The sequence below is a fragment of the Glutamicibacter sp. AGC84 genome (assembly GCF_053543575.1).
In genome coordinates this window covers 392,220-414,309 of record NZ_JBLVOC010000015.1, presented here as the reverse complement: position 1 = coordinate 414,309, position 22,090 = coordinate 392,220, and the positions used below count along the sequence as shown (strand labels likewise).

The 22,090-nt window shown below is 58.4% G+C and carries 20 protein-coding genes; 7 read left to right on the top strand and 13 right to left on the bottom strand.

Translation table 11 applies throughout. From position 1 onward, the window contains the following. Nucleotides 1-187 precede the first annotated feature (187 nt). From ACNPN0_RS10690 to ACNPN0_RS10655, 8 genes are all read right to left on the bottom strand, one after another. Nucleotides 188-433, bottom strand: a complete 246-nt coding sequence (locus tag ACNPN0_RS10690) for a hypothetical protein (RefSeq protein WP_105656307.1) — start codon at nt 431-433, stop codon at nt 188-190. 200 nt (nt 434-633) lie between these two features. Beyond that, a complete protein-coding gene (locus ACNPN0_RS10685; RefSeq protein WP_105661972.1) occupies nt 634-1,122 on the bottom strand; it encodes an Lrp/AsnC family transcriptional regulator in 489 nt (162 codons plus the stop codon). Between the two features lie 152 nt (nt 1,123-1,274). Then, the gene (locus tag ACNPN0_RS10680) at nt 1,275-2,531 is read right to left on the bottom strand and encodes an MFS transporter (protein ID WP_332487544.1); all 1,257 of its coding nucleotides are present in this window, start codon (nt 2,529-2,531) and stop codon (nt 1,275-1,277) included. Between the two features lie 7 nt (nt 2,532-2,538). Further along, nucleotides 2,539-3,672 (bottom strand): NAD(P)/FAD-dependent oxidoreductase, encoded by a 1,134-nt coding sequence (locus ACNPN0_RS10675; protein WP_400341216.1) that lies wholly within the window; start codon nt 3,670-3,672, stop codon nt 2,539-2,541. Continuing rightward, nucleotides 3,673-3,990, bottom strand: a complete 318-nt coding sequence (locus ACNPN0_RS10670; protein WP_105656303.1) for a bifunctional 3-phenylpropionate/cinnamic acid dioxygenase ferredoxin subunit — start codon at nt 3,988-3,990, stop codon at nt 3,673-3,675. 96 nt (nt 3,991-4,086) lie between these two features. Next, nucleotides 4,087-5,016, bottom strand: coding sequence for an N-acetylglucosamine kinase (locus tag ACNPN0_RS10665; RefSeq protein WP_388023173.1), 930 nt, complete (start codon nt 5,014-5,016; stop codon nt 4,087-4,089). A 572-nt stretch (nt 5,017-5,588) separates the two neighbouring features. Next, complete coding sequence (locus tag ACNPN0_RS10660; RefSeq protein WP_400341218.1) at nt 5,589-6,905, bottom strand: ABC transporter substrate-binding protein; 1,317 nt, start codon at nt 6,903-6,905, stop codon at nt 5,589-5,591. Nucleotides 6,906-7,078: 173 nt separating this feature from the next. Beyond that, nucleotides 7,079-8,098 (bottom strand): LacI family DNA-binding transcriptional regulator, encoded by a 1,020-nt coding sequence (locus ACNPN0_RS10655; RefSeq protein ID WP_400341219.1) that lies wholly within the window; start codon nt 8,096-8,098, stop codon nt 7,079-7,081. 174 nt (nt 8,099-8,272) lie between these two features. Between ACNPN0_RS10655 and ACNPN0_RS10650 the strand changes: the two genes are divergently transcribed. Genes ACNPN0_RS10650 through ACNPN0_RS10635 form a run of 4 tightly spaced genes read left to right on the top strand, consistent with a single transcriptional unit; the run spans nt 8,273 to nt 13,724 of the window. Next, nucleotides 8,273-9,409 carry a Gfo/Idh/MocA family protein gene (locus ACNPN0_RS10650; protein WP_448937902.1) on the top strand — a complete coding sequence of 379 codons (1,137 nt, stop codon included), beginning with the start codon at nt 8,273-8,275 and terminating at the stop codon, nt 9,407-9,409. Nucleotides 9,410-9,420: 11 nt separating this feature from the next. Next, the gene (locus ACNPN0_RS10645; protein WP_448937903.1) at nt 9,421-10,659 is read left to right on the top strand and encodes a dihydrodipicolinate synthase family protein; all 1,239 of its coding nucleotides are present in this window, start codon (nt 9,421-9,423) and stop codon (nt 10,657-10,659) included. Next, complete coding sequence (locus tag ACNPN0_RS10640) at nt 10,656-11,564, top strand: sugar phosphate isomerase/epimerase family protein (RefSeq protein WP_105661980.1); 909 nt, start codon at nt 10,656-10,658, stop codon at nt 11,562-11,564. The genes ACNPN0_RS10645 and ACNPN0_RS10640 overlap by 4 nt, the downstream gene beginning before the upstream one ends. A gap of 30 nt (nt 11,565-11,594) precedes the next feature. Beyond that, on the top strand, nt 11,595-13,724 hold the full coding sequence (locus ACNPN0_RS10635) for a DUF6807 family protein (protein ID WP_448937721.1): 2,130 nt from the start codon (nt 11,595-11,597) through the stop codon (nt 13,722-13,724). Between the two features lie 92 nt (nt 13,725-13,816). Here ACNPN0_RS10635 and ACNPN0_RS10630 read toward each other — a convergent pair whose 3' ends face one another. Next, the gene (locus ACNPN0_RS10630; protein ID WP_332730684.1) at nt 13,817-13,996 is read right to left on the bottom strand and encodes a hypothetical protein; all 180 of its coding nucleotides are present in this window, start codon (nt 13,994-13,996) and stop codon (nt 13,817-13,819) included. On the opposite strand from ACNPN0_RS10630, the gene ACNPN0_RS10625 reads away from it, so the two are divergent. Then, nucleotides 13,934-14,821: a M24 family metallopeptidase gene (locus tag ACNPN0_RS10625; RefSeq protein ID WP_448938907.1), complete on the top strand. Its 888-nt coding sequence runs from the start codon at nt 13,934-13,936 to the stop codon at nt 14,819-14,821. The two genes, ACNPN0_RS10630 and ACNPN0_RS10625, sit on opposite strands and share 63 nt — an antisense overlap. A 75-nt stretch (nt 14,822-14,896) precedes the next feature. Here ACNPN0_RS10625 and ACNPN0_RS10620 read toward each other — a convergent pair whose 3' ends face one another. The 4 genes from ACNPN0_RS10620 to ACNPN0_RS10605 all read right to left on the bottom strand — a co-directional run bounded on the left by ACNPN0_RS10620 (nt 14,897) and on the right by ACNPN0_RS10605 (nt 19,165). Continuing rightward, nucleotides 14,897-15,805, bottom strand: coding sequence for an NAD-dependent epimerase/dehydratase family protein (locus ACNPN0_RS10620; protein ID WP_400341231.1), 909 nt, complete (start codon nt 15,803-15,805; stop codon nt 14,897-14,899). 8 nt (nt 15,806-15,813) lie between these two features. After that, nucleotides 15,814-17,169 carry a Gfo/Idh/MocA family protein gene (locus tag ACNPN0_RS10615; protein ID WP_105656292.1) on the bottom strand — a complete coding sequence of 452 codons (1,356 nt, stop codon included), beginning with the start codon at nt 17,167-17,169 and terminating at the stop codon, nt 15,814-15,816. A 96-nt stretch (nt 17,170-17,265) separates the two neighbouring features. Beyond that, nucleotides 17,266-18,246 (bottom strand): carbohydrate ABC transporter permease, encoded by a 981-nt coding sequence (locus ACNPN0_RS10610; RefSeq protein ID WP_286134060.1) that lies wholly within the window; start codon nt 18,244-18,246, stop codon nt 17,266-17,268. Continuing rightward, a complete protein-coding gene (locus tag ACNPN0_RS10605) occupies nt 18,239-19,165 on the bottom strand; it encodes a carbohydrate ABC transporter permease (protein ID WP_105656291.1) in 927 nt (308 codons plus the stop codon). The genes ACNPN0_RS10610 and ACNPN0_RS10605 overlap by 8 nt, the downstream gene beginning before the upstream one ends. Nucleotides 19,166-19,443: 278 nt before the next feature. Here ACNPN0_RS10605 and ACNPN0_RS10600 point away from each other — a divergent pair, with 278 nt between their 5' ends. Both ACNPN0_RS10600 and ACNPN0_RS10595 read left to right on the top strand, forming a co-directional pair. Continuing rightward, on the top strand, nt 19,444-20,667 hold the full coding sequence (locus ACNPN0_RS10600) for a mandelate racemase/muconate lactonizing enzyme family protein (RefSeq protein WP_400341235.1): 1,224 nt from the start codon (nt 19,444-19,446) through the stop codon (nt 20,665-20,667). A 260-nt stretch (nt 20,668-20,927) separates the two neighbouring features. Beyond that, nucleotides 20,928-22,061 carry an L-talarate/galactarate dehydratase gene (locus ACNPN0_RS10595; protein WP_105656289.1) on the top strand — a complete coding sequence of 378 codons (1,134 nt, stop codon included), beginning with the start codon at nt 20,928-20,930 and terminating at the stop codon, nt 22,059-22,061. Nucleotides 22,062-22,090 lie beyond the last annotated feature (29 nt).

The following is a 22,090-nucleotide window of genomic DNA, read 5'->3' as shown; positions in this document are numbered from 1 at the left end:
GAATTGCGCGAGGTTAATTACCTGCCTGCATTCCGCTGGCACTTGCCGTTTATTCCCGACGCCATTTCCCGGTTCATCAGCTTTGGATAAAGACGGGGCCAGCGGCCGCCCAAGGGCCCTTGACGCGGCTGAGCCCCAGTCCGGAAATGGACTGGGGCTCAGCATCGTCAGCGCATGGGTGCAAACCCTATGCGGTCTTCAGGTCCTGCCCATCCTGCTTGCGCTGGCGCTTTGCCGCGCGGATCTGCAGTACCAGATCGTGGTTCGACAGGTCTTCCGGCGAGGCAACGCCGCGCTTCCGGGCCTTGGCAACCAGGGCCTGGCGGATTTCTGCCTGGTGGGTGCGCTTGTACCGGATCACCAGCACAACGGTTGCGATGGCCAGAACAATCAAGGTCACCAGTGCGGTGACAACAGTTGCGTCAAAATGCATTATCTTCTCGACCTCCCCATTCTTTCAGTCGCAGCTGCGGTGGGGTCCGTTGCTTGTCTGGAGAACCGATCCCCAGCTGCCAACGGGCCGCAGCCATGCCAAGAGAAGAACATCAAGTTTAGCATGTTTCTTCGACCAACGCAGGGCTGCGGGTTGTTCCTGCGAACATGGGCGAGATGGAAATCGGTCAAGAATGGGGCCTAGTACTCTCCGCTGCCGTGGCCGTGTTCGAATACCAGGGAGGTTTGGGTGGTGGCCACGGCCGGATTGGCCGAGAGGTTATCGAGCACGAACTGGCGCACATCCGAAGAATTGCGCACCGCTACGTGCAGGACGAAGTCGTCAGCGCCGCCCAGGAAGAACAGCTGTCGCACCCCCGGTTTGCTGCGCATGTCAGTAGCGAAGTTCGACATCAGGTGACGGGCTCCGGGACGGATTTTCACGAAGATCAGCGCTTCGAGCTCCCGGCCCAGAACCTGCGGATCCACTTCGATGGTGAAGCGCGAAATCACTCCCGAATCGCGCAAGGCATTCAACCGCGCCAGGCAGGTGGACGGTGCTATGCCCAGCTCCTCTGCCAGGGAGTTGTTGGTCCGCCGGGAGTTCTTCGTCAGCAACGCCAGCAGTTTGCGGTCTATGCCATCAAGCTGCGTTGCACGGCTCTCCCGCCCGGATTCGTTCATCGACATTCAGCCGCACCTGCTCCTCATTATCGCGGTTCGCTGGATTCATCATACGGCCCGGTTGGCGTCCCCTTGGCGTTTTTCCGCCACCAGTTCCCGGTGCCGCACCGTTTCCGTTCCGCTCGGTGCGCGACGCTGGGGAATGCTTCGTCCAGGACCTACGGAACGCTCTTGATCTGGCGTACCAGCACGGCGCCGAGGAGGCTGATCACCACAGAGCACAGGAACAGGGTCGGGTAGCCGCCGAACCAGCTCACCGCCAGCCAGGCGATCAGCGGGGCGACCACCTGCGGCAGCGAGTTGGCAATGTTGATCATGCCCAGGTCCTTGCCGCGCGAATCGGCGTTCGGCAATACCTGGGTCAGCAGCGCAAAGTCCACCGCCAGGTAGGCGCCGAAGCCAATGCCCAGGAGCACTGCGGCGACAATGGCGGTGGCGAAGGACGTTGCCGTCGCCAGCACGCCGGCCGCGGCGGCAACGATGACCGAAGAGATGATGACGTACTTCTTGCGCTTGCCGTCCTTGTCCGAGAGCTTGCCGGAGATCACCGAAGAGAAGATCACGCAGAAGGCGTAGATCGCGGTCAGCACCAGCACTCCCTGGGCCGGTTCTGGATGCTTGATGGCATCTTGCAGGAAGAACAGCAGGTAGACCAGGCACAGCTGGCAACCGAGATACAGCAAGAAGCGGGTCAGCCAGGCCCATCCGAAGTCGGCATGCTTGACCGGGTTGATCCAGAAGCTGCGCACGAATTCCAGCGGCTTGACAGGCTCCAGTGCTCCCTTGGGCAGCGGAACATCCTGGCGCATCAGCACGAACGGAATGGAGCAAATGGCCACGGCGGTAGCGACGATGGCGTAGCCGAAGACCAGATTGCTCGCAGCGACCATGCCGATCACGGCACCGATCAGCGAACCGCAGGTTTGGCCCAAGGCCACCAGCCCGCCAACCATGCCGCGCTGCTCTACCGGCACCTTGTCCGGGATGGCCGCGAAGATCGCAGCCAGCGCGGCGTTGCCGGCAGCTTGCATCAGCGCCCAGCCGATGACCAGCGTGCTCACGGTTTGCGAGGTCGACATCAGCAGCAGGGCCAGCGCAGCGCAGATAGTTCCAAAGAACACCCACGGGATGCGGCGCCCGAATTTCGATGTGCTGCGGTCGCTGAGCGCGCCGAACAGCGGGTTGGCTACCAGCGAGACGGCCGCGCCGACGCCGGTGACCAGCGAGAGAATCGCGTTCTTCTGGCTGGCATCCAGTTGTTCGGCGTGCAATCCGAGCAGCACCTGGATCGGTGCGAAGAAGCCGACATTGATACCGATATGGACAATGACAACCGCAGCGATCCAGCCAGGGCCAACCCGTTTGGTGGGCGTCTGCAGGGCCGCGGGAACCTTCAGTGGTTCGGCTGCATTCATAAGTTTCTTACCGGCCTAACTCGCGCGGACCCGTCAGGGGGTCCTTCAATTGTTCAATGCTTGGGGTGGCTGATTTCGCAATGAGCCGTCTCACGGCCTTGGCCATCAGGCCGCCATCGATCATCGAGGCGGACACCAATGAGCCCTTGGCGTCGAGCCCGAAGACCGTCTGGATCTTGCCTCGCCGGTTCAGGCGCGTCACGGTGCTGGCGGCCTGGCTGAAGTCGCCCACGGTTTCCACGTGCATTTCGTGGCGGTCGCTCCAGAACCATGGCACCGAACGCTTCGGTGCGGCTGTGCCCATGATGGTTGCCGCCGCTTGGGCGGCATCTTCCATGGCAGCTTCCCAGTGCACCGCACGGGGCTGGTTTTCCTCCCGGGCGACGTCGCCGATAGCCAGCACCTGGGGGCAGCTGGCAGAACGCTGCTGCGCGTCGACCACGATCCCGTCGTCGACTTCCAGGCCCAGCTGCTCGGCGAGCGCAGTTTCGGGTTCGACGCCGATGGCTGCCACGATCAGCTCCGCATCATGGCGCTGGCCATTGGCCATTGCATAGTTGGGGCCGAGCTCGGTCACCGCACCGGTCAAGGTGGCAATGCCGTGGTTGGCATGATCCGCGTGCAGCTGTTCGGCAAGTTCTTGGCCCAGCACGTGGGCCAGAGGTGCGTCGGAGCTGGAAATCAAGGTGACTTGCGCCCCGGACATCCTGGCGGTGGACGCGAACTCGGCCCCTACCAGCCCCGCTCCGATGACAAGCACCCGCTGGCCGAACATCCCCGATTCCAGGACGTCGGATATGCGGGCGGCGTCAGCTGCGCTGTGCAGGCTGAGCGCATGGTGCCCACCGGGAACATCCAATGCCTTGGGCGTGGTGCCGGTAGCCAGCACAACCCAGTCGTCAGCGGATTGCGGCAGTTGCAGGCTTTGGACATCTTCCTGGATCAGGCCGACGCCATGGTGCTGGTACCAGGACACCGGTGCGAACGGTTCAACCTGCAGGGACTTGCTCAGCGGCGGACGATCATAGGGCAGGCCCTGGGCATCGCTGATCTTGATGGATCCGGCGTACTGCTGCTGCACCAGGTGCCGGGCCAGTGCATACCCCGCGACCCCGCCTCCGATGATGTGCACGGAAGGCATTTAGATTTCAAGCTCCAAGAAGCCGTCCACGACGTCCACCTTGTAGGTCCGGGCGTCCACGGTGGCTGGCATGCATTGCACCTTGCCGGTTTTCAGGTCGAAGGTCGAGGAGTGGATGGGGCATTCGATGCTGCAGTCTTCGAGCCAGCCGTCGGAAAGCGAAGCGACCTCGTGGGTGCATTCATCCTGCAGCGCGTAGAAGTTGCCGTCTTCGGCGTGGAAGATCGCGATGTCTTCGCTTGCGCCGCTGTCTTTGGCTTCAACCAGCAGCGATTCGCCTTCGGGGACAAGATCTACGGGACCGACTCGGAAACTCACGATGACTCCTTAATAATCACGACGTTCTCCACTAATCTTGTCACCTATTGATTGCCTGCGCCTATTTGATGGCCAGTTATCACCGCTGCCCACGTCTTATGGCTGGGCGCGAAAGCGCGATACGAGGCCTTGCAAGGCGTGGTCCGCTGGCAGGAGGGCCAATGCACGGGCTCCGTCCAGCCCATTTCCCGGCGAATCCTGGACTTGCGCGGCAGGGACCAGCAGGTGCAGCTCCCGCACGAAGCTGCTTCTGGCGAATTCGCCGGCGAGCACTCCCCCGATGGCTGCGACCGGAATCGCTCCGGCCTGTTGTTCCAGCCTCGCGCGGCGCAATGCCGTTGCTGCGGAGCTGGCCAGTTCTGCACCGGCGAGCGCGCAGATCCGCGCCGCCATTTCATCGGTCGCGGCCAACTGGGCAACCCTCTGCGCAAAGGAGGCGACGATGGCCACCCTGTCCGGCATCGCTTGCAAGTCAATATACGCTTCGGAGAGATCGGGCCAGCGCTTCGCGAGTTCCCCGGTCAGCGCGGTAGCTGGCCCGCGGCCGTCAAAGCCGCGCATGGCCGCGTTCATTGCCTTCTGGCCAATCCAATAGCCGCTGCCGGCATCACCCATGATGTGGCCCCATCCATCAACTCGGGCCACCGAGCAGGGGCCTACCGCCAAGGTGACGACACCGGTACCGGCTGCAACGACAGCGCCGTGGCGTTCTCCCAGCGCTCCGAGATAGCTGGTCACCGAATCGTGGGCCAGCGCAATATGGGAAATAGCGCTGGATCCGATGAGGTCGTAGAGCTGCCGTGCATCATGTTCGGCTTTCACCAGGCCTGTGGTGCCTACGCTCACGGTGCTGCACTCCCATCCGGCGGCAGCGGCAGCTTGGTTAATGGCGCGTGCCAGTTGGGGCAGGACGGGTTCATGGGTTTGCACACCGGGAAGCGCTAATTCTGCAGTTTCGCCATCCTGCTCGAATCTCAGCTTGATTCCGGTCTGCCCGCCGTCTACTGCCAAAAGTCCAGATGCCATTTTTCCATTCCTCTTGCACTTAGTTTTCAGGATACTTTGTGCTCCCCGCATTGGCCGCAGAGCTGGCGGGGTTCGACCTGCAATCCGCAGGTGCCGCAAACCGATCACCGGCAAGGTCGAGCCAGCAGCTTTGCGGCCCAGAACTGCGGGCACCGCGGTGTGGTTGCCTCTGGCAATGGATGGAAGAAAGCAGGAACCCAATGGCAATTCACCTCTCGGGGGATTCCAGCTGATTGGCAGCACCCTTCCGATAGGCCATGCTCTGGAAAGTTCAACGGCCGCTGGCGACTCGCATCCCGGTTACTGGTGCACTCGCGACTCGTCGCACGCAAATGGCTGGAGAGGCTTGCTTGGGCGCAGATCACGACCGAACAAGGTTATGAGGCATCTGGAAGCCCTGGTTCAAACCGCAGCCCTGTACGGCACGCGCCGTGGCGAATTCAAGGATTGCACCGCGCAGAGAGTTGAAGGAGGAGCAGAATGAACTTTCCCTCGAACGCGCAAAGGCCGTTGCAATCCCCGGGATCCAGGGATTGCAACGACCGCAAGAACGATGGTTGATTCTCGTTCAGCTATTGGGCTACCGCAGTTTCGATTTCCTTGAAGGCATTCTGCGCCGCGTCGCTTACGCTCTGGCGCTCGAAGAACACTTCCATTTCATAACGGTAGAGGACATCCTGAACCGCACTGAACCCCATTGGCGGGATTGGTTCCGTGCTCTGAAGTTCGGGTTTCAAGCTCGTCACGAATTCTGCAGAAGAAGCTTCGATTGAATCCAATTTTGAGACGACTTGTTCCCGCACTTCGGTGTTCGAAGGTAACCCGCGGTCCATCTGGTTCAGCGCGCCAGCTTCTTGCGAATTCACCATGAAGTCAACAAATCTCTTGACCTCTTCCGGGTGTTCGGTGCGAGCATACCCCGACATCATCATTGACGACTTGTGCCAAAGACCATTGTCCTCAGCCTTGCCGGTGTGGCTTGGCAGTCGCAGCGGAACCAAGTCCGAACCAACCGCTGTGGAAAGGCCTCCCAACTGGTTGCTCCACCACATGCCGAAGGCTGCCACTCCCGTGCCTGTCATAGAACGGTCTGGACCTGCATTCTGGTTTTCCGCCAGGACCGAGGCCTTTGGATAAGAACCGTTATCCATCAAGTCCTTGTGGTGCTGGAAGTACTTGGCCAGATCGTCAGGCGAGAATCCGAGTGATCCATCCGAGCTCGTCAGATTCTTCTTGTCTTGACGCAACCAGGTCTGCAACCCGGCCGGTTCGTTCGGGGCTTCGGCTCCATATTTGCCGTCGAGCTTCTGGCTCACCGTCTCGGTGATCGTCCGGTAGTCATCCCACGTCCAGGTCTTGTCATCTGGAACTTCCAGGCCAGCTTCGGCTAAGACTTGTGGATTGGCGGTCAATGTGAAGGAATTGATTCCGGTGGTAATGCCGACAAGGCCGGCATCGGTTGTACCGTTTTGAACGGCAACGTCTTCGAACTTGGAAACATCTACGCCTTCGAGGTCCAGCAATGCGCCGCGGTCCGCGTATTCGCGAAGGTACTTGTCGTCCATCTGGATAATGTCCGGAGCATCGTTGGAGGCAACCTGTGTTGCGAGCTTGTCCCAGTAGCCGCTCCAGTCGGAGTACTCGCCTTGGACATCGATGTCCGGGTTGGCCGCTTCGAAAGCCTCAATAATTTCATTGGTTGCCTGGGCCCGCGAATCCGAGCCCCACCATGAGAAACGAAGCTGGATCTTCCCGTCCTCACCGTCGGCAGCGCTGCTACCGCCACAGCCAGTGAGGGCCAGAGCGGCTACCGCCACAACTGCAACTGATTTGCTTAGCCGCAGACCGAATTTCCGTCCAGTTTTTCTCGTGCATACCTGCTGAGTCATGAAAATCTTCCTTGGGTGGGGTGGTGATGCGAGGCCATCCTGCAAGCAACACCTGGTTTTTCATTGTGGAAAGCGCTTGCCAAACAATCTAGGTGTGATTGCGGTCACTGGTCAAGGGGTTTCGGGAATCAAGTCAGTTAGTTTTCGCATGGCACGATTCCCAATGAACATCACTACTGGCCGTCAGCCAGCTGCGTGGACTCGCGCAGGACCGGCACACCGGAAACCACAATCTTCCGCAGTTCGCCGTGGTTCAGCGCCATCTCACCAGCCCATTTTCCGATTTCTTCCAGAGGAAGTCGAGCAGTGCTGACCGTGGGCGTAATGTCGATAAGGGTCGGGATGTCATCGAATCCCACCACAGCGATATCTTCGGGAATACGCAAGCGGTTTTCGCGAATCGCCCGAATGGCACCCAGGGCCATGACATCCGAAACGCAGAATACGCACACCCGATGGACACCGCCTGCCGACTTCTGCTGCTTGAGGTAGTCGCTCATTGCAACATAGGCCCCCTCGCGCGAGAAGGGACCGCTGATAACTTCCTCTGCATCCAGGCCACTGCGCTTCAGCTTCTCCAGGAACCCGTTGGAACGGTCCCTCGATGTCAGCAGATTCGCTTCCCCTGCCAATACGACAAACCTGCGGTGGCCGGCACTGATCAGCTCGGCCGCCAGATGCTCGGCAGTTACTTCGTTGTCGATTTGTATGCCACCCATATCGGTCATAGGCTGGCCGATAATCATGACCTGGCCACCGTTTTCCTGATAATTCTCGATCAGTTTCAGCAACTGCCCATTCTCGCCCAAACTGCGCGATCCCGACAGGATGATAGCGTCCGTCCGTTGCGACATGAATGCCTGAACGGCTTCGATTTCCCGCTCGGGATCGTACTCCGTGCTGGCCAAAAGCAGCTGGACACCGCTATCACCAAGAGAGCGCTGCACTCCCCGGGCGATGGTAGAGAAGTAGGGGTCGGCTATGTCCCTGACCACCAAGCCGATCAGCTTCGTGGTGGATCTGGCAAGCGCTTGCGCTTGGGCATTGGGGAAGTAACCGAGCTTTTCAGCCGCAGCACGCACTTTATCCGAGATTTCCACAGCCGGCTTGCGTGCTGACCCATTGAGCACTCGCGAAGCGGTCGCCAGGGAAACCCCGGCTTCATTAGCCACATCAGTTAGTCGAACAGCCATCTGAAATCCTTATCATTCTCTGCAACCTGGCACAAGCTTATCTTTCGCGAACGTGATGGTTGACACTCCAATTACACCTCACTATCGTGGAAAGCGCATTCCCATTCTATTCCCTTACGCATTCCCCGTTTCGAGGAGACCCCAGTGACAGAAACAAAAGTTCTACGCATCGCCATGAACGGCATCACCGGCCGCATGGGATACCGCCAGCACTTGCTGCGTTCAATCCTTCCTATCCGAGACCAGGGAGGAATCACTCTCGGGGACGGTTCGAAGCTGACCGTTGAACCGATCCTCGTTGGACGTAACGAAGCGAAGCTGCGCGAACTTGCGCAGAAGCACCAGGTTGAGCACTACAGCACCGATCTTGACTCCCTGATTGATGACCCGAGTGTCGACATCATTTTCGACGCGTCCATGACTTCCTTGCGTTACGAAACGCTGTCGAAAGCCATCGGGGCAGGCAAGCATATCTTCACCGAGAAACCGACCGCTGAAACCCTCGAAGAGGCCGTTGATCTCGCCCGCCAGGCACAGGCCAAGGGAATTACCGCCGGCGTCGTGCACGACAAGCTCTACTTGCCCGGCCTGGTGAAGTTACGCCGCTTGGTCGACGAAGGCTTCTTCGGACGCATTCTCTCAATGCGCGGCGAGTTCGGCTACTGGGTATTCGAGGGAGACATCCAGGAAGCGCAGCGGCCTTCCTGGAACTACCGTCTTGCGGATGGCGGATCGATGACCACCGACATGTACTGCCACTGGAACTACGTCCTTGAAGGAATCATCGGCAAGGTCAAGTCGGTCACCTCGACCACGGCAACCCACATCCCTACCCGCTGGGACGAACGAGGCGAAGCCTACGAAGCCACCGCAGATGATGCGGCCTACGGCATCTTCGAACTCGAAACTCCTTCCGGCGATGCAGTAATTGCGCAGATCAACTCCTCGTGGGCAGTGCGCGTCTACCGCGATGAACTGGTGGAATTCCAGATCGACGGCACCCACGGTTCCGCCGTCGCGGGATTGAACAAGTGCGTTGCCCAGCAACGCGCCCACACTCCGAAGCCTGTTTGGAACCCCGATTTGCCAGTCACTGAGTCGTTCCGCGACCAGTGGATGGAAGTTCCCGCCAATGCCGACCTGGATAACGGCTTCAAGCTGCAGTGGGAAGATTTCTTGGCCGACGTCGTAGCGGGACGCGAACACCAGTATGGCTTGCTTTCGGCAGCTCGCGGTGTCCAGCTGGCGGCTTTGGGATTGCAGTCAGCCGCCGAACGACGCACCCTCGATATCCCGGAGATCACGCTATGAGCTACGCATCCTTGCCCGAATTGACACTCATTGACGAAAACGGGCAGAACTTTTCCTATCGGTTGAAAGGCCCCGGAGAATTCCAGCGGCCGTCTGCCCCGCTTTCCTCGCGCAAGTCCTATGCTGCAGCCCATGTCATCCCCCTCATGGGAGCAGACAATACGCCTGGCGCACCGGCAAGCATCGATTGGGATGCGACGCTGGCCTACCGGCACGAGCTATGGTCCTACGGGCTGGGTGTCGCCGATGCGATGGATACGGCGCAGCGAGGCATGGGGCTGGACTACGCGGCTACCTGCGAGTTGATCAGGCGATCGGCGATCGAAGCGGCCGGGGTTCTCCAGAAGAACAGCTACCCGGCCTTGGCTGGGCTCACCGTCAGGGATATTCTCGCCTGCGGTGTCGGCACGGACCAGCTGTCGGCAGACACTGTCCAGCCGGGCCAGCTGGCTGAAGTCACCAACGCTTATTTGGAGATGCTGCGCCTTGTTGAAGGTTCAGGTTCGAAGGCGATCTTGATGTGCTCCCGGGCCCTGGTCAAGGCTGCGCGCACCTCGCAGGATTATCTGGACGTGTATGCGACTTTGCTCGATGCTGCCAAGCAGCCAGTGATCCTGCATTGGCTTGGCGACATGTTCGATCCACAGTTGAGCGGCTACTGGGGAACACAGGATTTGGCAGAAGCCACCGGGGTTTTCCAGTCCATTCTGGAGCAGCACGCGTCGAAAATCGACGGCGTCAAAGTCTCTTTGCTCAATGCCGAGCATGAGAAGCAGCTTCGTGCCGCATTGCCAGCTGGAGTGCGCCTCTACACTGGCGACGATTTCAACTATCCCGAGCTGATTCACGGTGACGGGCAACTGCATTCCGATGCGTTGCTGGGAATTTTCGCCGCCATCTATCCCGCTGCGTCAACGGCCTTGCAGGCTTTCGATGCAGGCGACGCAGAACGCGGCCGGAAGATCCTGGACTCCACCAGAGAGCTGGGATTGCATATTTTCAGCGCCCCAACGTTCTACTACAAGACCGGGATTGCCTTCCTTTCGTGGCTCAATGGGCACCAAAGCGGTTTCCAGATGATCGGCGGGCTGCACGCCGGACGTTCCCTGCCGCATTTGGTGCGCACATTCGTTCTCGCTGATGGCGCTGGCCTGTTGCAAAACCCGGATCTGGCTGCTGAGCGAATGGAACAGCTCCTGGCAATTTCTGGAATCAAAACTACAACTTCGTCCCTGACAGGTGTGTCATGACATTCGAACTATCGCTTAATACCGGCACTACCCCGAATCTCAGCCTCCACGAAGCCGCCGAAGCTGCAGCGCAGGCGGGCCTGAGCCATATTGGTCCGTGGCGGCATTTGCTTGCCGAGGCCGGTGGCGCTGGGCCAGCAGCCCAGATCATCGCTGGGGCAGGGCTCAAAGCCAGCACCTTGTGCCGTGGCGGCTTTCTCACTGCACCTTCGGCCGAAGCCCAAGCTGCCGCGCTGGCATCGAACCGGCAGGCCATCGAGGAAGCTGCCGTCATCGGCGCCAATGAATTGATCATGGTCGTGGGCGGCTTGCCGTCGGCCGCGCATATTCTGGGCGGCACCGGGGATCCAGCAGACAAGAACATTGTCGCGGCTCGCGATCGCGTCGCGCGCGGCTTGGAAGAGCTGGTTCCCATCGCCCTGGAACACGGCGTTCGGCTGGTGCTAGAACCGTTGCATCCAATGTATGCCGCCGACCGAGCGGTGCTTTCCACACTCGGACAGGCCCTGGACTTGGCCAGTCCTTATCCAACCAAGGCCGTAGGCGTTGTTGTTGACACCTTCCATGTGTTCTGGGATCCGCAATTGCAGCAGCAGATCCAGCGGGCAGGCCTTGAGCATCGCCTGGCCAGCTACCAGATCTGTGATTTCAATCTGCCGATTGCCAGCAATGCACTGCAATCCAGAGGCATGATGGGCGACGGCCATATCGATTTCTCGGCGATTTCCCGATGGGTGTCACAGGCCGGATACCGAGGTCCAGTTGAAGTCGAGATCTTCAATGACGAGATCAACCAGCAGGATTCCGCGCTGACCTTGGCAACCATGTCCCAGCGCTACGAAACTCTCGTACTGCCCCACCTTGAGCAAGCTGCGGGCGTTCAGCCGGCCAGCGCATTAAACTGATCTGAATTCGAATATCTCTGAAGGAACACGATGAATCAGCAAGCCACCGCAGCGGGATCTGGAACGACTAGTGCCCTGGCAGCGCCAACTGCTCCTGCGGTGGTGCTGATTGGTCTGAACGGATTCGGACGCCAGCATCTGGCAAATATCCATCGACTCGCAGCCGAGGAGAAAATCACGTTCCTTGCCGGCATCGATCCGGTCGATCCCGGGAAAGAGATTCGCGGCAAGGACACGCACGTGTTCGCCGACTTTGATGCTTTCCTCAGCTCCGGATTAACCCCGGACATCATCATTATTTCAACGCCGATCAGTACGCATGCCGACCTGGCGATGAGGGCCTTGCGTACGGGTGCAGATCTCTACCTCGAAAAACCGCCGACAGCGACCCTGGATCAGTATTCACGCCTGCTGCAAGCCGCGGCCGATGCTGGCGCCCACGTGCAGGTAGGGTTCCAGGCCCTTGGCTCGACAGCCTTGAAAACCATAGATGGGTTCTTCGCCGATAACGCAAAGAACTCTCCCATCGGGGCCCTTCGTGCGGTGGGTGCCAGTGGAAATTGGATCCGCACCACGGGCTACTATGAACGTTCGCCTTGGGCAGGACATCGGAAACTCGACGGCGTCGAGATTGCCGACGGTGTAGTGACCAATCCCCTGGCCCACGCGGTCGCCAGCGCCTTGCACATCGCCGGAGCGCGCAAAGCCCAGGATGTCGCCCATCTGGCCACCGAGCTGTATCACGCCCACAGCATCGAAGCAGACGATACCTCCGTGGTGCGCGTGCAAACGAGCACCGGAATCCCCGTCATTGCCGCGCTGACCGTTTGCGCCAGTGAACAGCAGGATCCATGGATCACCATCTATGGCACCGAAGGCACCGCAACCTTGTACTACACCCGTGATGAGCTGCTGGTTCGACCCAACCCGGACTTGGGGCTTCCAGAATCTTCTGAAGTTTTCGGACGAGTCAACCTTCTCGAGAACCTCGTCGAGGTGCGCAACGGCAGCGAAACCGAACTCTTGAGCTCTTTGGCGTCGGCCGGTGCTTTCATGCGCGTCCTCGAGCAGATACGGACCTCGGATACTCCAACTCAGATCGCGGAAGAGCAGGTTATCCCTGCAGGGGATGGAGCAGATTTCCACCCAGTGATACCGAACATCGAACGATTCATCGACCGGGCGGTGGCGGCGCAGTCCAGTTTCTCTTCGCTCGGAGCGCCTTGGGCCTTGCCAGCGAAAACCAGTGGCTCGTTGTCGCTGATCCATCCCGCAACGGGGAAGCAGCGCACCCTTGCGGAGTTGCGGACGGGAGAAGATATTTCCCGCACCAATTCACCGCGTCCTTTCTTGGATAACCTGAAGACTTTCAACGGAGTTGTGGTCAGTGAGCAGCAACCGCTTGACCACACCTGGCATCTAGGTGTCGGGGTTGCATTGCAAGATGTGAACGGGACCAATTTCTGGGGTGGGCGCACCTACACCCGCGACGCCTCACGCTACATATGGCGTGCGGACCATGGACATATCCGTACAGCGTCCAATGCGTTCGCCCGCAATGGCAGCGCTTTGGATTCGCAGCTTGAATGGGTCAGCCACGAACAGGAAATCCTGCTCGATGAGCACCGTTCAATTGAGCTCAATGCATTTGAGGACCACGAAAGCGCCATCACTGGCTGGAGCCTGGATTTCAGTTTCAGGCTCTCGGCGCGCGAACGCCAAGTGTCGCTTGGCTCTCCGGGTACCAACGGCCGTCACAACGGCGGCTACGGAGGTTTCTTCTGGCGTCTGCCGCCAATCGCTGATCCACAGATTTTTACCCCATCGGCTACCGGGGAATCGCAAGTCCACGGTGTGCACAGTCCATGGCTCGCCTTCAGTGCCACGTTCTCTTCGGACTCGGTGGGTTTGGCTGATCTTGCTGAAGGCCACGGGGATGCCACCATCATTTTCTGCAGTGAGCATGATGACCCATGGTTTGTTCGCAGTTCTGGATATCCGGGTGTCGGCAGTTCGCTGGCCTGGTCTACACCGGTTGTGCTGGACCCTCAGGAAGCGATAACCCGCCAAGTTCGAGTACTCGTGGTTGATGGGAGGGTCCCGGTGCAGACCGTGGCCCTGCTAGCCCGAAAATACGGTTCAGGTTCCAAGGAAGGCTGATTGTGCCCACCACCGCCACTCATGAATACGCAAAGAAGCATGCCCAACTGGTCGAGCTCATCAGAAGCCGCGATGGGCAGTATCTGCTTCTCTCAACCCCCGCTTCGCTTGCCTGGCTCTTGGGCGGTGCCCGCACGCACGTATCTCTTGCGGCACCACCCATTGCCAGGGTTCTGGTTCATGCCCAGGGGTGCGAGCTTGCCACGTCCGTGAGCGAAGCTGCACGGATCCAGCGAGAAGAGCTCGGCAACGTGGAACAAGTTTCGGTGCATGTCACCGCCTGGTACCAGGATCTCGACAATGTCCGAGAATGGTTTCCAGCGGCGAGCGGACAAAAGATCCTCAGCGAGCGGGAAATCGAGTCCGATTTGCGAGCTCTTCGCTCAGCACTCAATGAAACTGAGATTAATAGGTATCGCGCTCTTTGCCGCGACACGGCTGCGCTCATGACCCAAGTGCTGTCGGCCGCCCGTAGCGATGATTCCGAGTTCGACGTGGCAGCCAAGCTGACAGCTGGAGCCGTCGTCCAAGGAGGCGAAGTGCTCGTTGCCTTGGTCAGCGGCGATTCACGTGCCGCAGCCCGGCACCCCCTGCCCACCGCGGCCCCGCTCGGAGGCAAAGCCATGGCAGTGCTGTGCGTAAGACGTCATGGGCTCATTGCCAACATCACCAGGTGGGTGCGATTCGGTGCGCCGACGCCTCAGGAACTCTCTGGAGAAGACGACATCCTGGCTGTCGAGGCAGATATCCTTGCGGCAATTCGCCCTGGCGGCGTTCTCGGTGAATTATTGCCCGTCATCCAGGAATCCTACCCGGAGCATGGTTTCGATGCCGGGGAATGGTCGTTGCATCATCAAGGCGGCATTGCCGGCTACAACGGACGAGATCCCCGGCTCACCCCAGGAGCAACTGATCTCTTCCAGTTGAACCAGGCTTTTGCGTTCAATCCCAGTGCAGCACGCGATGGTCTGGCGTTCAAAGTTGAGGACACCATGCTGCTGACCGAGTCCGGGGATTTTGAGGTTCTCACCTTCGATCCGCTCTGGCCCTCAAACCTGGTTAACGGTTTGCCACGGCCAGCAGTACTTCAACGCTAAGCGCACCCTAAACAATTATTGGCTGGGAAATCCTTTTGAGGTTTCCCAGCCAATAATTTTATGTACCGATGCCTTTTATACGGTGGCCTTCAATTCCGAGCGCCAGCTGCGTTTCGGTTCCCAGCCAAGGACATCTCGCGCTTTCTGGATACTGAAGGCAGGGCTATCCGTGGTGAGTCCCGCTGCGACGTCCTCGAGCTCCGGATAAATCTCTGGGATCAGCTCTGCGAGCGGACGCGTTGCCATGGCATCCTTTGCACCAACGAAGAACACCGAGCCATTCTCTACGCGGTCAAACCGTTCAAGCAGTACCAGCAGGAAATCTGCCACGTCCCGCGCATCAACGTAATTGAATAGCGCAGGCGCTGACAAGCGAGGATCTTGTAGGCGCTCAGCAACAGTGTGTCCCTGCTGCGTTGGAGCGCCGGCCCACTCTTCCTCTGCGATCACATAGCAGGGCCTGAAGGAAGCGAACTTCACCGAACTTGCCGGTCCCATTTTCGCTGCGAACATGGCGGCAATCTGCTCGGCTACGAATTTGGAAAGCCCATAAGCATGCCATGGCTTGGGAACTTCGTTTTCATCAAGAGGCAGCTTCTCCGGCACCCATCCGCCCGGAGAACCATAGCCCATTATTGATGGGCTGGAGGCCAGCACGACCCTGGTAGCACCGGCCTCCACTGCCGCCGAGGTGACGTTATGGGCAATGGTCGCGTTCGTGTGCAGAAGCACCTCTTCCGGGGCCATGAAAGGAACAGCCATTGCCGCGAGGGACACCACCGCTTGCGGAGCAAGCTGCTCGAATAGCGCATGCGTAGCCTTCGCATCTATCAGATCGATGCAGTGATACTCCACGCCATCGAGAGGTTCTTCCGGAATCTGCCTGTCAAGAGAGATCACTTCATGCCCTGCGTGAGAAAACCCCGCGAGCACGGCACGGCCTAAACGCCCTGCTCCCCCGGTGATGACGACTTTTTCACCCATGGCTCCGTTTACACCTTGACCTTCGGTTGAAACGAAATGTCCACGCCCAGGCCAGCACTCCCGACGTCCACGAGCTGCCTGGTTTCCAGCGATTGATTTCCGCAAATCCCGACAGCAATGGCGCGCACACCGTCGATGAATCCGGCTTGCCGCGCATATCCATCCTCGTTGGCTCCGCGGAAGAGCTCTTCGAGCAGGAGCTTGTCGCCGCCACCATGCGATCCATTCGAGTTTTCGATCTGAATCTCCACTGCTTCTTCCCAATGCCGCTGCAAAAGCAATCTCTCGCCTTTCGACCTGGCATTGCCGCTCTGGCCATCATTGCTATATGAAGGATCCACCGGATGCCCGCCGGCCGCGGGCAGTACTGCTGCCCGTTCGACAACGTCCAGTTCCAGGCGTCCTTCCGTCCCGTTCACCGCAACCCGGTATCCTTCCCATGGGCTGTGCGCGTTCAGGGAATATGAAAGCACCGGTCCGTTTTGATACTCAGCAGTCAGGCTCAAATTGTCTTCGATGGTGATCTCGCCATTGAAGACTCCCTGGTCTCGGCGGTACCCATCAAAGTGTTCGTTCTCTAGATAGAGCTTTTCCAACCGCTCATCGCTGCGAAGATCCAAATCAAACGGATCCTTATCGCTTAGCCCGTGGGTACCGCGTTCGTTGGCTTGGCGGCCCCTGAACTCTGCGTTGTCGGGCCCGTAGAACTTCAGCCCTCCTGTTGCAAAGACCTTCTGCGGTGAATCGTCGAGCCACCAATTGACCAGATCGAAATGATGGCTGGACTTATGGATTAGCAAGCCGCCAGAGTTTTCCTTGAGTCGATGCCATCGGCGAAAGTAGTCTGCTCCGTGAACGGTATCCAGCATCCAGTTGAAGTCCACGGATGTGACTTGGCCGATTTTCCCATCGTCGATGGCCTTCTTCAGGGCTGTATTCCGAGGAGAATAACGGTAGTTAAACGTGACCACGATTTCATGGCCGCTTTCTTCCACCGCCCGAGCTATACGAGCGGTGCTCGGCGCATCAATTGTTAGTGGTTTCTCAACTATCACATCGGCGCCGGCATACAGAGCGGTGCAGATCAGCTCAGCATGCGTGTAGTCCGGGCTCGTGATGATTACCCGGTCAATGTGGCGTTCTCGAATGACTTTGGCCAAGTCTTGCGGGTCAAAGGACCCAACCTTCTCGCCGAAGGTCTGTTCAACTACGTCTTGGTAGTACTCGATTCGCCCCTGGTTGGTATCTGCCAATGCGACAAGTTCAGCGACGTCGCTATGTTCACCGAAGATAGCAGTCAGGTACATTTCGCATCGGTTCCCTGTGCCGATCAGTACGTAGCTGGTGCGTGATGAGCTTCCCATGCGGTTTCTCCTACGATAAGTTTCTGGCGCTTGTGTCTGGTATCGGTCGAGGCCACTGGCCTAGCGCTGTTGTCCTAGGCCAGTGGCATATTCCTGCTATTTGATACCAGTAGTTGCGATGCCCTTGACCAGGTATTTCTGCCCGAAGAGGAAGGCAAGGAATACAGGGACCAACGTGACGATCGACATTGCGAACAGTGCGCCCCAGTTGGATTCTCCGGTGGAGTCTATGAATGCGTTGAGCGCAACTTGCACGGTGTAATTACTCGGGTTGGTGAGGTAGATCAGTGAGGTAAAGAAGTCGCTCCAGGTCCAGATGAACGTGAAGATTGCCGTAGTTGCCAAGGCTGGAACCATAAGCGGCAGGATGATCTGCAGGAAGATCCGTGGATGGCCGGCGCCATCGATTCGGGCTGCTTCATCCATATCCTTAGGGATTCCTCGGATGAATTGGATCATCAGGAAGATGAAGAACCCGTCCGTGGCAAGCAGTTTCGGAACGATGATTGGCCAGAAGGTATTGACCCAGCCGATCTGAGAAAACATGATGTACTGCGGAACGATAATCACGTGGATCGGCAGCATGATGGTCATCAGCATCAGCGCGAACATAATCTTCTTGAACTTGAAGTCAAGCCTGGCAAATGCGTATGCCGCCATGGAGCAGGACACCAAGTTGCCAAGGATGCATCCCAAAACCAAAATCGCAGAGTTCATCAAGTACTTGCTGAAAGGTTCAGACAGCGCGTTCCAACCGCTGGGGTAGTTATTCCAGTCCACCTGGGAAATAACCAAACCGGCCTCGCGGAAGATCAGGTCGTTCGGGCGGAAGGAGCTAGCTACCATCCACAGCAATGGATAGATCATGACTCCGGCACCCAGGATCAGCAGCGCATGCTTTAGCAATGAGCGCATTGAAACCTTGAACTTCGGGCTCTTACCCTTTACGGTCTTGCCTCGTTCATCAGTACCGCCAACCGGCGGCTTTTTTCCGAGAAGTTCTTCCTCATCAAGCACGAGTTCTTGCGGTGACCCACCGCGTACTTGCGAATCTGGAAGTGAAGTTTGATTAGTCATCGTAAAACACCCAATACTTAGAAACGAAGAAGTTCACAGCGGTAAATGCACCAACTATGAGCACCAGGAGCCATGCCATGGCTGAGGCATAACCCATATCGAACTGTTTGAATCCTTGCTGGTACAGGTAGAGCGTGAAGAACATGGTGGAATCGGCAGGACCGCCCGATCCATTGGACACGATGAAAGCTTGAGTGAAGTTCTGGAAGGCCCCAATGATCTGCAGGACCAGGTTGAAGAAAATAATGGGGCTAATCATCGGCAACGTGATACTCAGGAACTGCCGCCATTTGCTCGCCCCATCAATGGAGGCTGCTTCGTAATACATCATGGGAACTTGACGCAGACCCGCAAGGAAGATCACCATCGGTGAGCCGAAGGTCCACACGTTGAGCAAGATCAGGCTTCCAAGTGACGTGTTTGGATCGGAGATCCATCCAATGCCTTGGATACCGACCAATTCCAAGAGCTGATTCACCAGGCCGGTGGTACCGAAAATCTGCTTCCACAGCACTGCGATTGCAACTGAGGAACCCAGCATGGAAGGCAGGTAGAAAATTGAGCGGTAAAAAGAGAGCCCGCGCATTCCCCGGTCAAGCAAGATTGCTACGGCGAGGGCCACTGCCAGCTGCAACGGAACACCGATCAAAACGTAGGTGAACGTGACCCGCAATGAATTATGCAGCCGCTGGTCGTCGAGCATCCGTTCAATGTTCTCAAACCCTGAAAAGGACGGAGCCTGCAAAAGGTTGTAGTCCGTAAACGCAAGATACAGCGACATGGCCATGGGCCCCAGGGTGATAAGGAATAACCCGATCGTCCACGGAATGAGGAAGATATGCGCTGCCTTGTTGTCCTTGGGAGGGACTTTGCGGCCATTGTTCTTGCTGAGGTTCTGCAGTTCGGCAATGGCGCTCATTGACCACTACCTCCTTTCGACGAAACGCGAAGGCAGCCCTTACGAATCGGGACCGACATGAGTGACTCCTTGCTAGAAGCGCTTGGTGAAGATGATTCGAAATCGACTTCAGGAATGCGCTTTCCAATCTCTATTCCTCAACGCTAAGCTAAACACCAACGTGAGGTCAACCACACTGGCGAGATCGGTTTGAGGAATCGCCTCGGAGCCACCGCTGGACGCCATCACACGGTGCGAACAGTCGCTGGATGCGTCCATATGAATAGGAGATCAGTAAAATGTCGCAGGCCAAAGACGGTTTAAGTGACACTATCGTGTCAATAGAGCTCTATTGGATATCACTGCCTTTTGATGCCGCGCGGCGAAGCCAGGAAGATTCCAATGCGGAATCAATCGATGCTTTCAATGCATCATCACGCACGTTGACCCAGATGGAATCATTAATGGTGAAGGTGCACACCGCGGATGGGTTCACCGGCTGGGGCGAAGCCTTCGGCCACAAATCCAATCCCGCGACATGGGCTGCCCTTGAACAGATCGTGGCCCCCTTTTTCTTGGGGCGTTCATCGGCCCTCGACGGGAGCATTGCCTCGGCCGAATATGCATTCCACGCCTTCGGACGCACCGGCCCCATTCACTTTGCACTATCCGCAGTGGACATCGCTCTTTGGGATATAGCGGCACGTCGCGCAGGACAGACGCTGCGGGAATTCATCAATATCGATTCCCGCCATGAAATCAATGCCTATGCGTCTTTGGTCCACTATGCCGAGGATCCGCAGGAGGTTGCTTTTCATCTTTCCAGGGCTTTGGAACACGGATTCAAGGCGTTCAAAATCCATGAGTCCTCGATTCCAGCCATCAAGGCCGCACGGCAGGCCGTGGGCTCCCACCCGCTGATGGTCGATGTCAATTGCAAGTGGCATCATCCAGCCGAAGCAGGGTCGTCGATTGCTGCCATGGCGGACCTGGAGCTGCTGTGGATCGAAGAACCGATCTTCCCGCCAGATGATTCGCAATCACTAGCCGCCCTCAATGCTCGTTTCGGCAACGTCTCCGGTGGAGAAAACCATTCAGGGGTCCAGGGGCTGACCTCGGATATGGAACTCGGCGCCCTGCAGTTTGCCCAGCCGAGCGTCGGAAAGATTGGCGGACTCAGCGCCATGCTCAAAATTCGCGAGGCGGGTCAACGGCTTAATGTCCATGTGGTGCCGCACTGCTTCTACTACGGTCCGGCCCTCCTGGCCACCGCGCAGCTGATCGCCGCAGACCAAGAAGTCCAGCTTGCCAACGGGTCGCTCCGTCCGGAATTGGAAATCCCCTTCCTCGGTTGGGAAACCCAGCTCCACCCTTGGCATGCGCCGCATCAGGGGAAACTCACCAACGAGGGTACGATCCGCCTGCCAACGGAAGCCGGGCTCGGTTTCACTCCGGATCCAGTCGTTCTTGAAAACCATGCCCTCAAGCATCTGGTCTTGACCACTGCGCCTTGCGAAGGATAAATGATCCGGCAAGGCAATAGCCGCTTCAGGCATTGCGGACAGCCCGCGATTGCCTGGAGCCCCGCCGTCCAGACGGGAACCTTCCGCGGCTCCAAGCATCCGAGCGGCAGCTCCGGGCGCATTCGACCACAGAGAAGAAAGGGGCAGCAGGCCACCGAAGAAAACACTCGAAAAATCACTTGTGTAATAAGTTTCTTACTTATAGGATAAGTAATTAAATGAGCTTACCCCCACAGTGATCCCAACAGGAGATTCCCGCCATGACCTATACCCCCGACGCCATCCGCCACGTCAAGCTTTCAACGGCCCGGTTGCCGCTGGCCACACCGATCTCCGATGCGAAAGTTTTCACCGGTCGCCAGAAGCCAATGACCGAGGTGGTCTTCCTCTTCGCGGAGATCACCACGGAACAGGGCCATGAGGGTTTCGGGTTCTCCTACTCCAAGCGGGCTGGCGGTCCTGCACAGTACGCCCATGCCAAGGAAGTCGCACAAGCGATGATTGGCGAAGATCCAAGTGACATCGCCAAGTTGTACACCAAGCTCCTCTGGGCCGGCGCTTCGGTGGGCCGCTCTGGTGTGGCGACCCAGGCGTTGGCCGCACTTGATATCGCGCTCTACGACATGAAAGCCAAGCGCGCGGGGCTTCCGCTAGCCAAGTTCCTCGGCTCCCACCGCGATTCGGTGCGCACCTACAATACTTCCGGCGGCTTCTTGAACGCCAGCATCGAGGAGGTCAAGGATCGGGCTACCCAGTCCATCGAGGAAGGGATCGGCGGCATCAAGATCAAGGTCGGCCTGCCGGACAGCGCCGAAGACCTGCGCCGCGTTGCCGCAGTGCGCGAGCATATTGGCCCGGATTTCCCGCTCATGGTCGACGCCAACCAGCAATGGGACCGCGCTACCGCATTGCGCATGGGGCGCAGGCTCGAGGAGTTCAACCTCGTCTGGATCGAAGAACCGCTGGATGCCTACGATGCTGAAGGCCATGCGGCCCTGACCGCTGCCCTGGATACGCCAATAGCCACAGGAGAGATGCTTGCTTCGGTATCCGAGCACGAACGCTTGATTGCCGCACGCGCCTGCGACATCATCCAGCCTGACGCTCCCCGGGTTGGTGGCATCACCCAGTTCCAGAGACTGGCAACTTTCGCTGACCAGGCTGGGCTGGATCTGGCACCGCACTTCGCAATGGAAATCCACTTGCATCTGGCAGCAGCGTACCCGCGCGAGCCTTGGGTGGAGCACTTCGACTGGCTCGACCCGCTGTTCAATGAGCACTTGGAAACCAAGGACGGCCGGATGATCGTTCCGAACAGGCCAGGGCTCGGCTTCACCCTGAGCGACCAGGCCCGCGCGTGGACCACCGAAACCGCGCAATTCGGCACCGCCTGAGTCCCCATGACTGGACCTTCGCGGGGGGG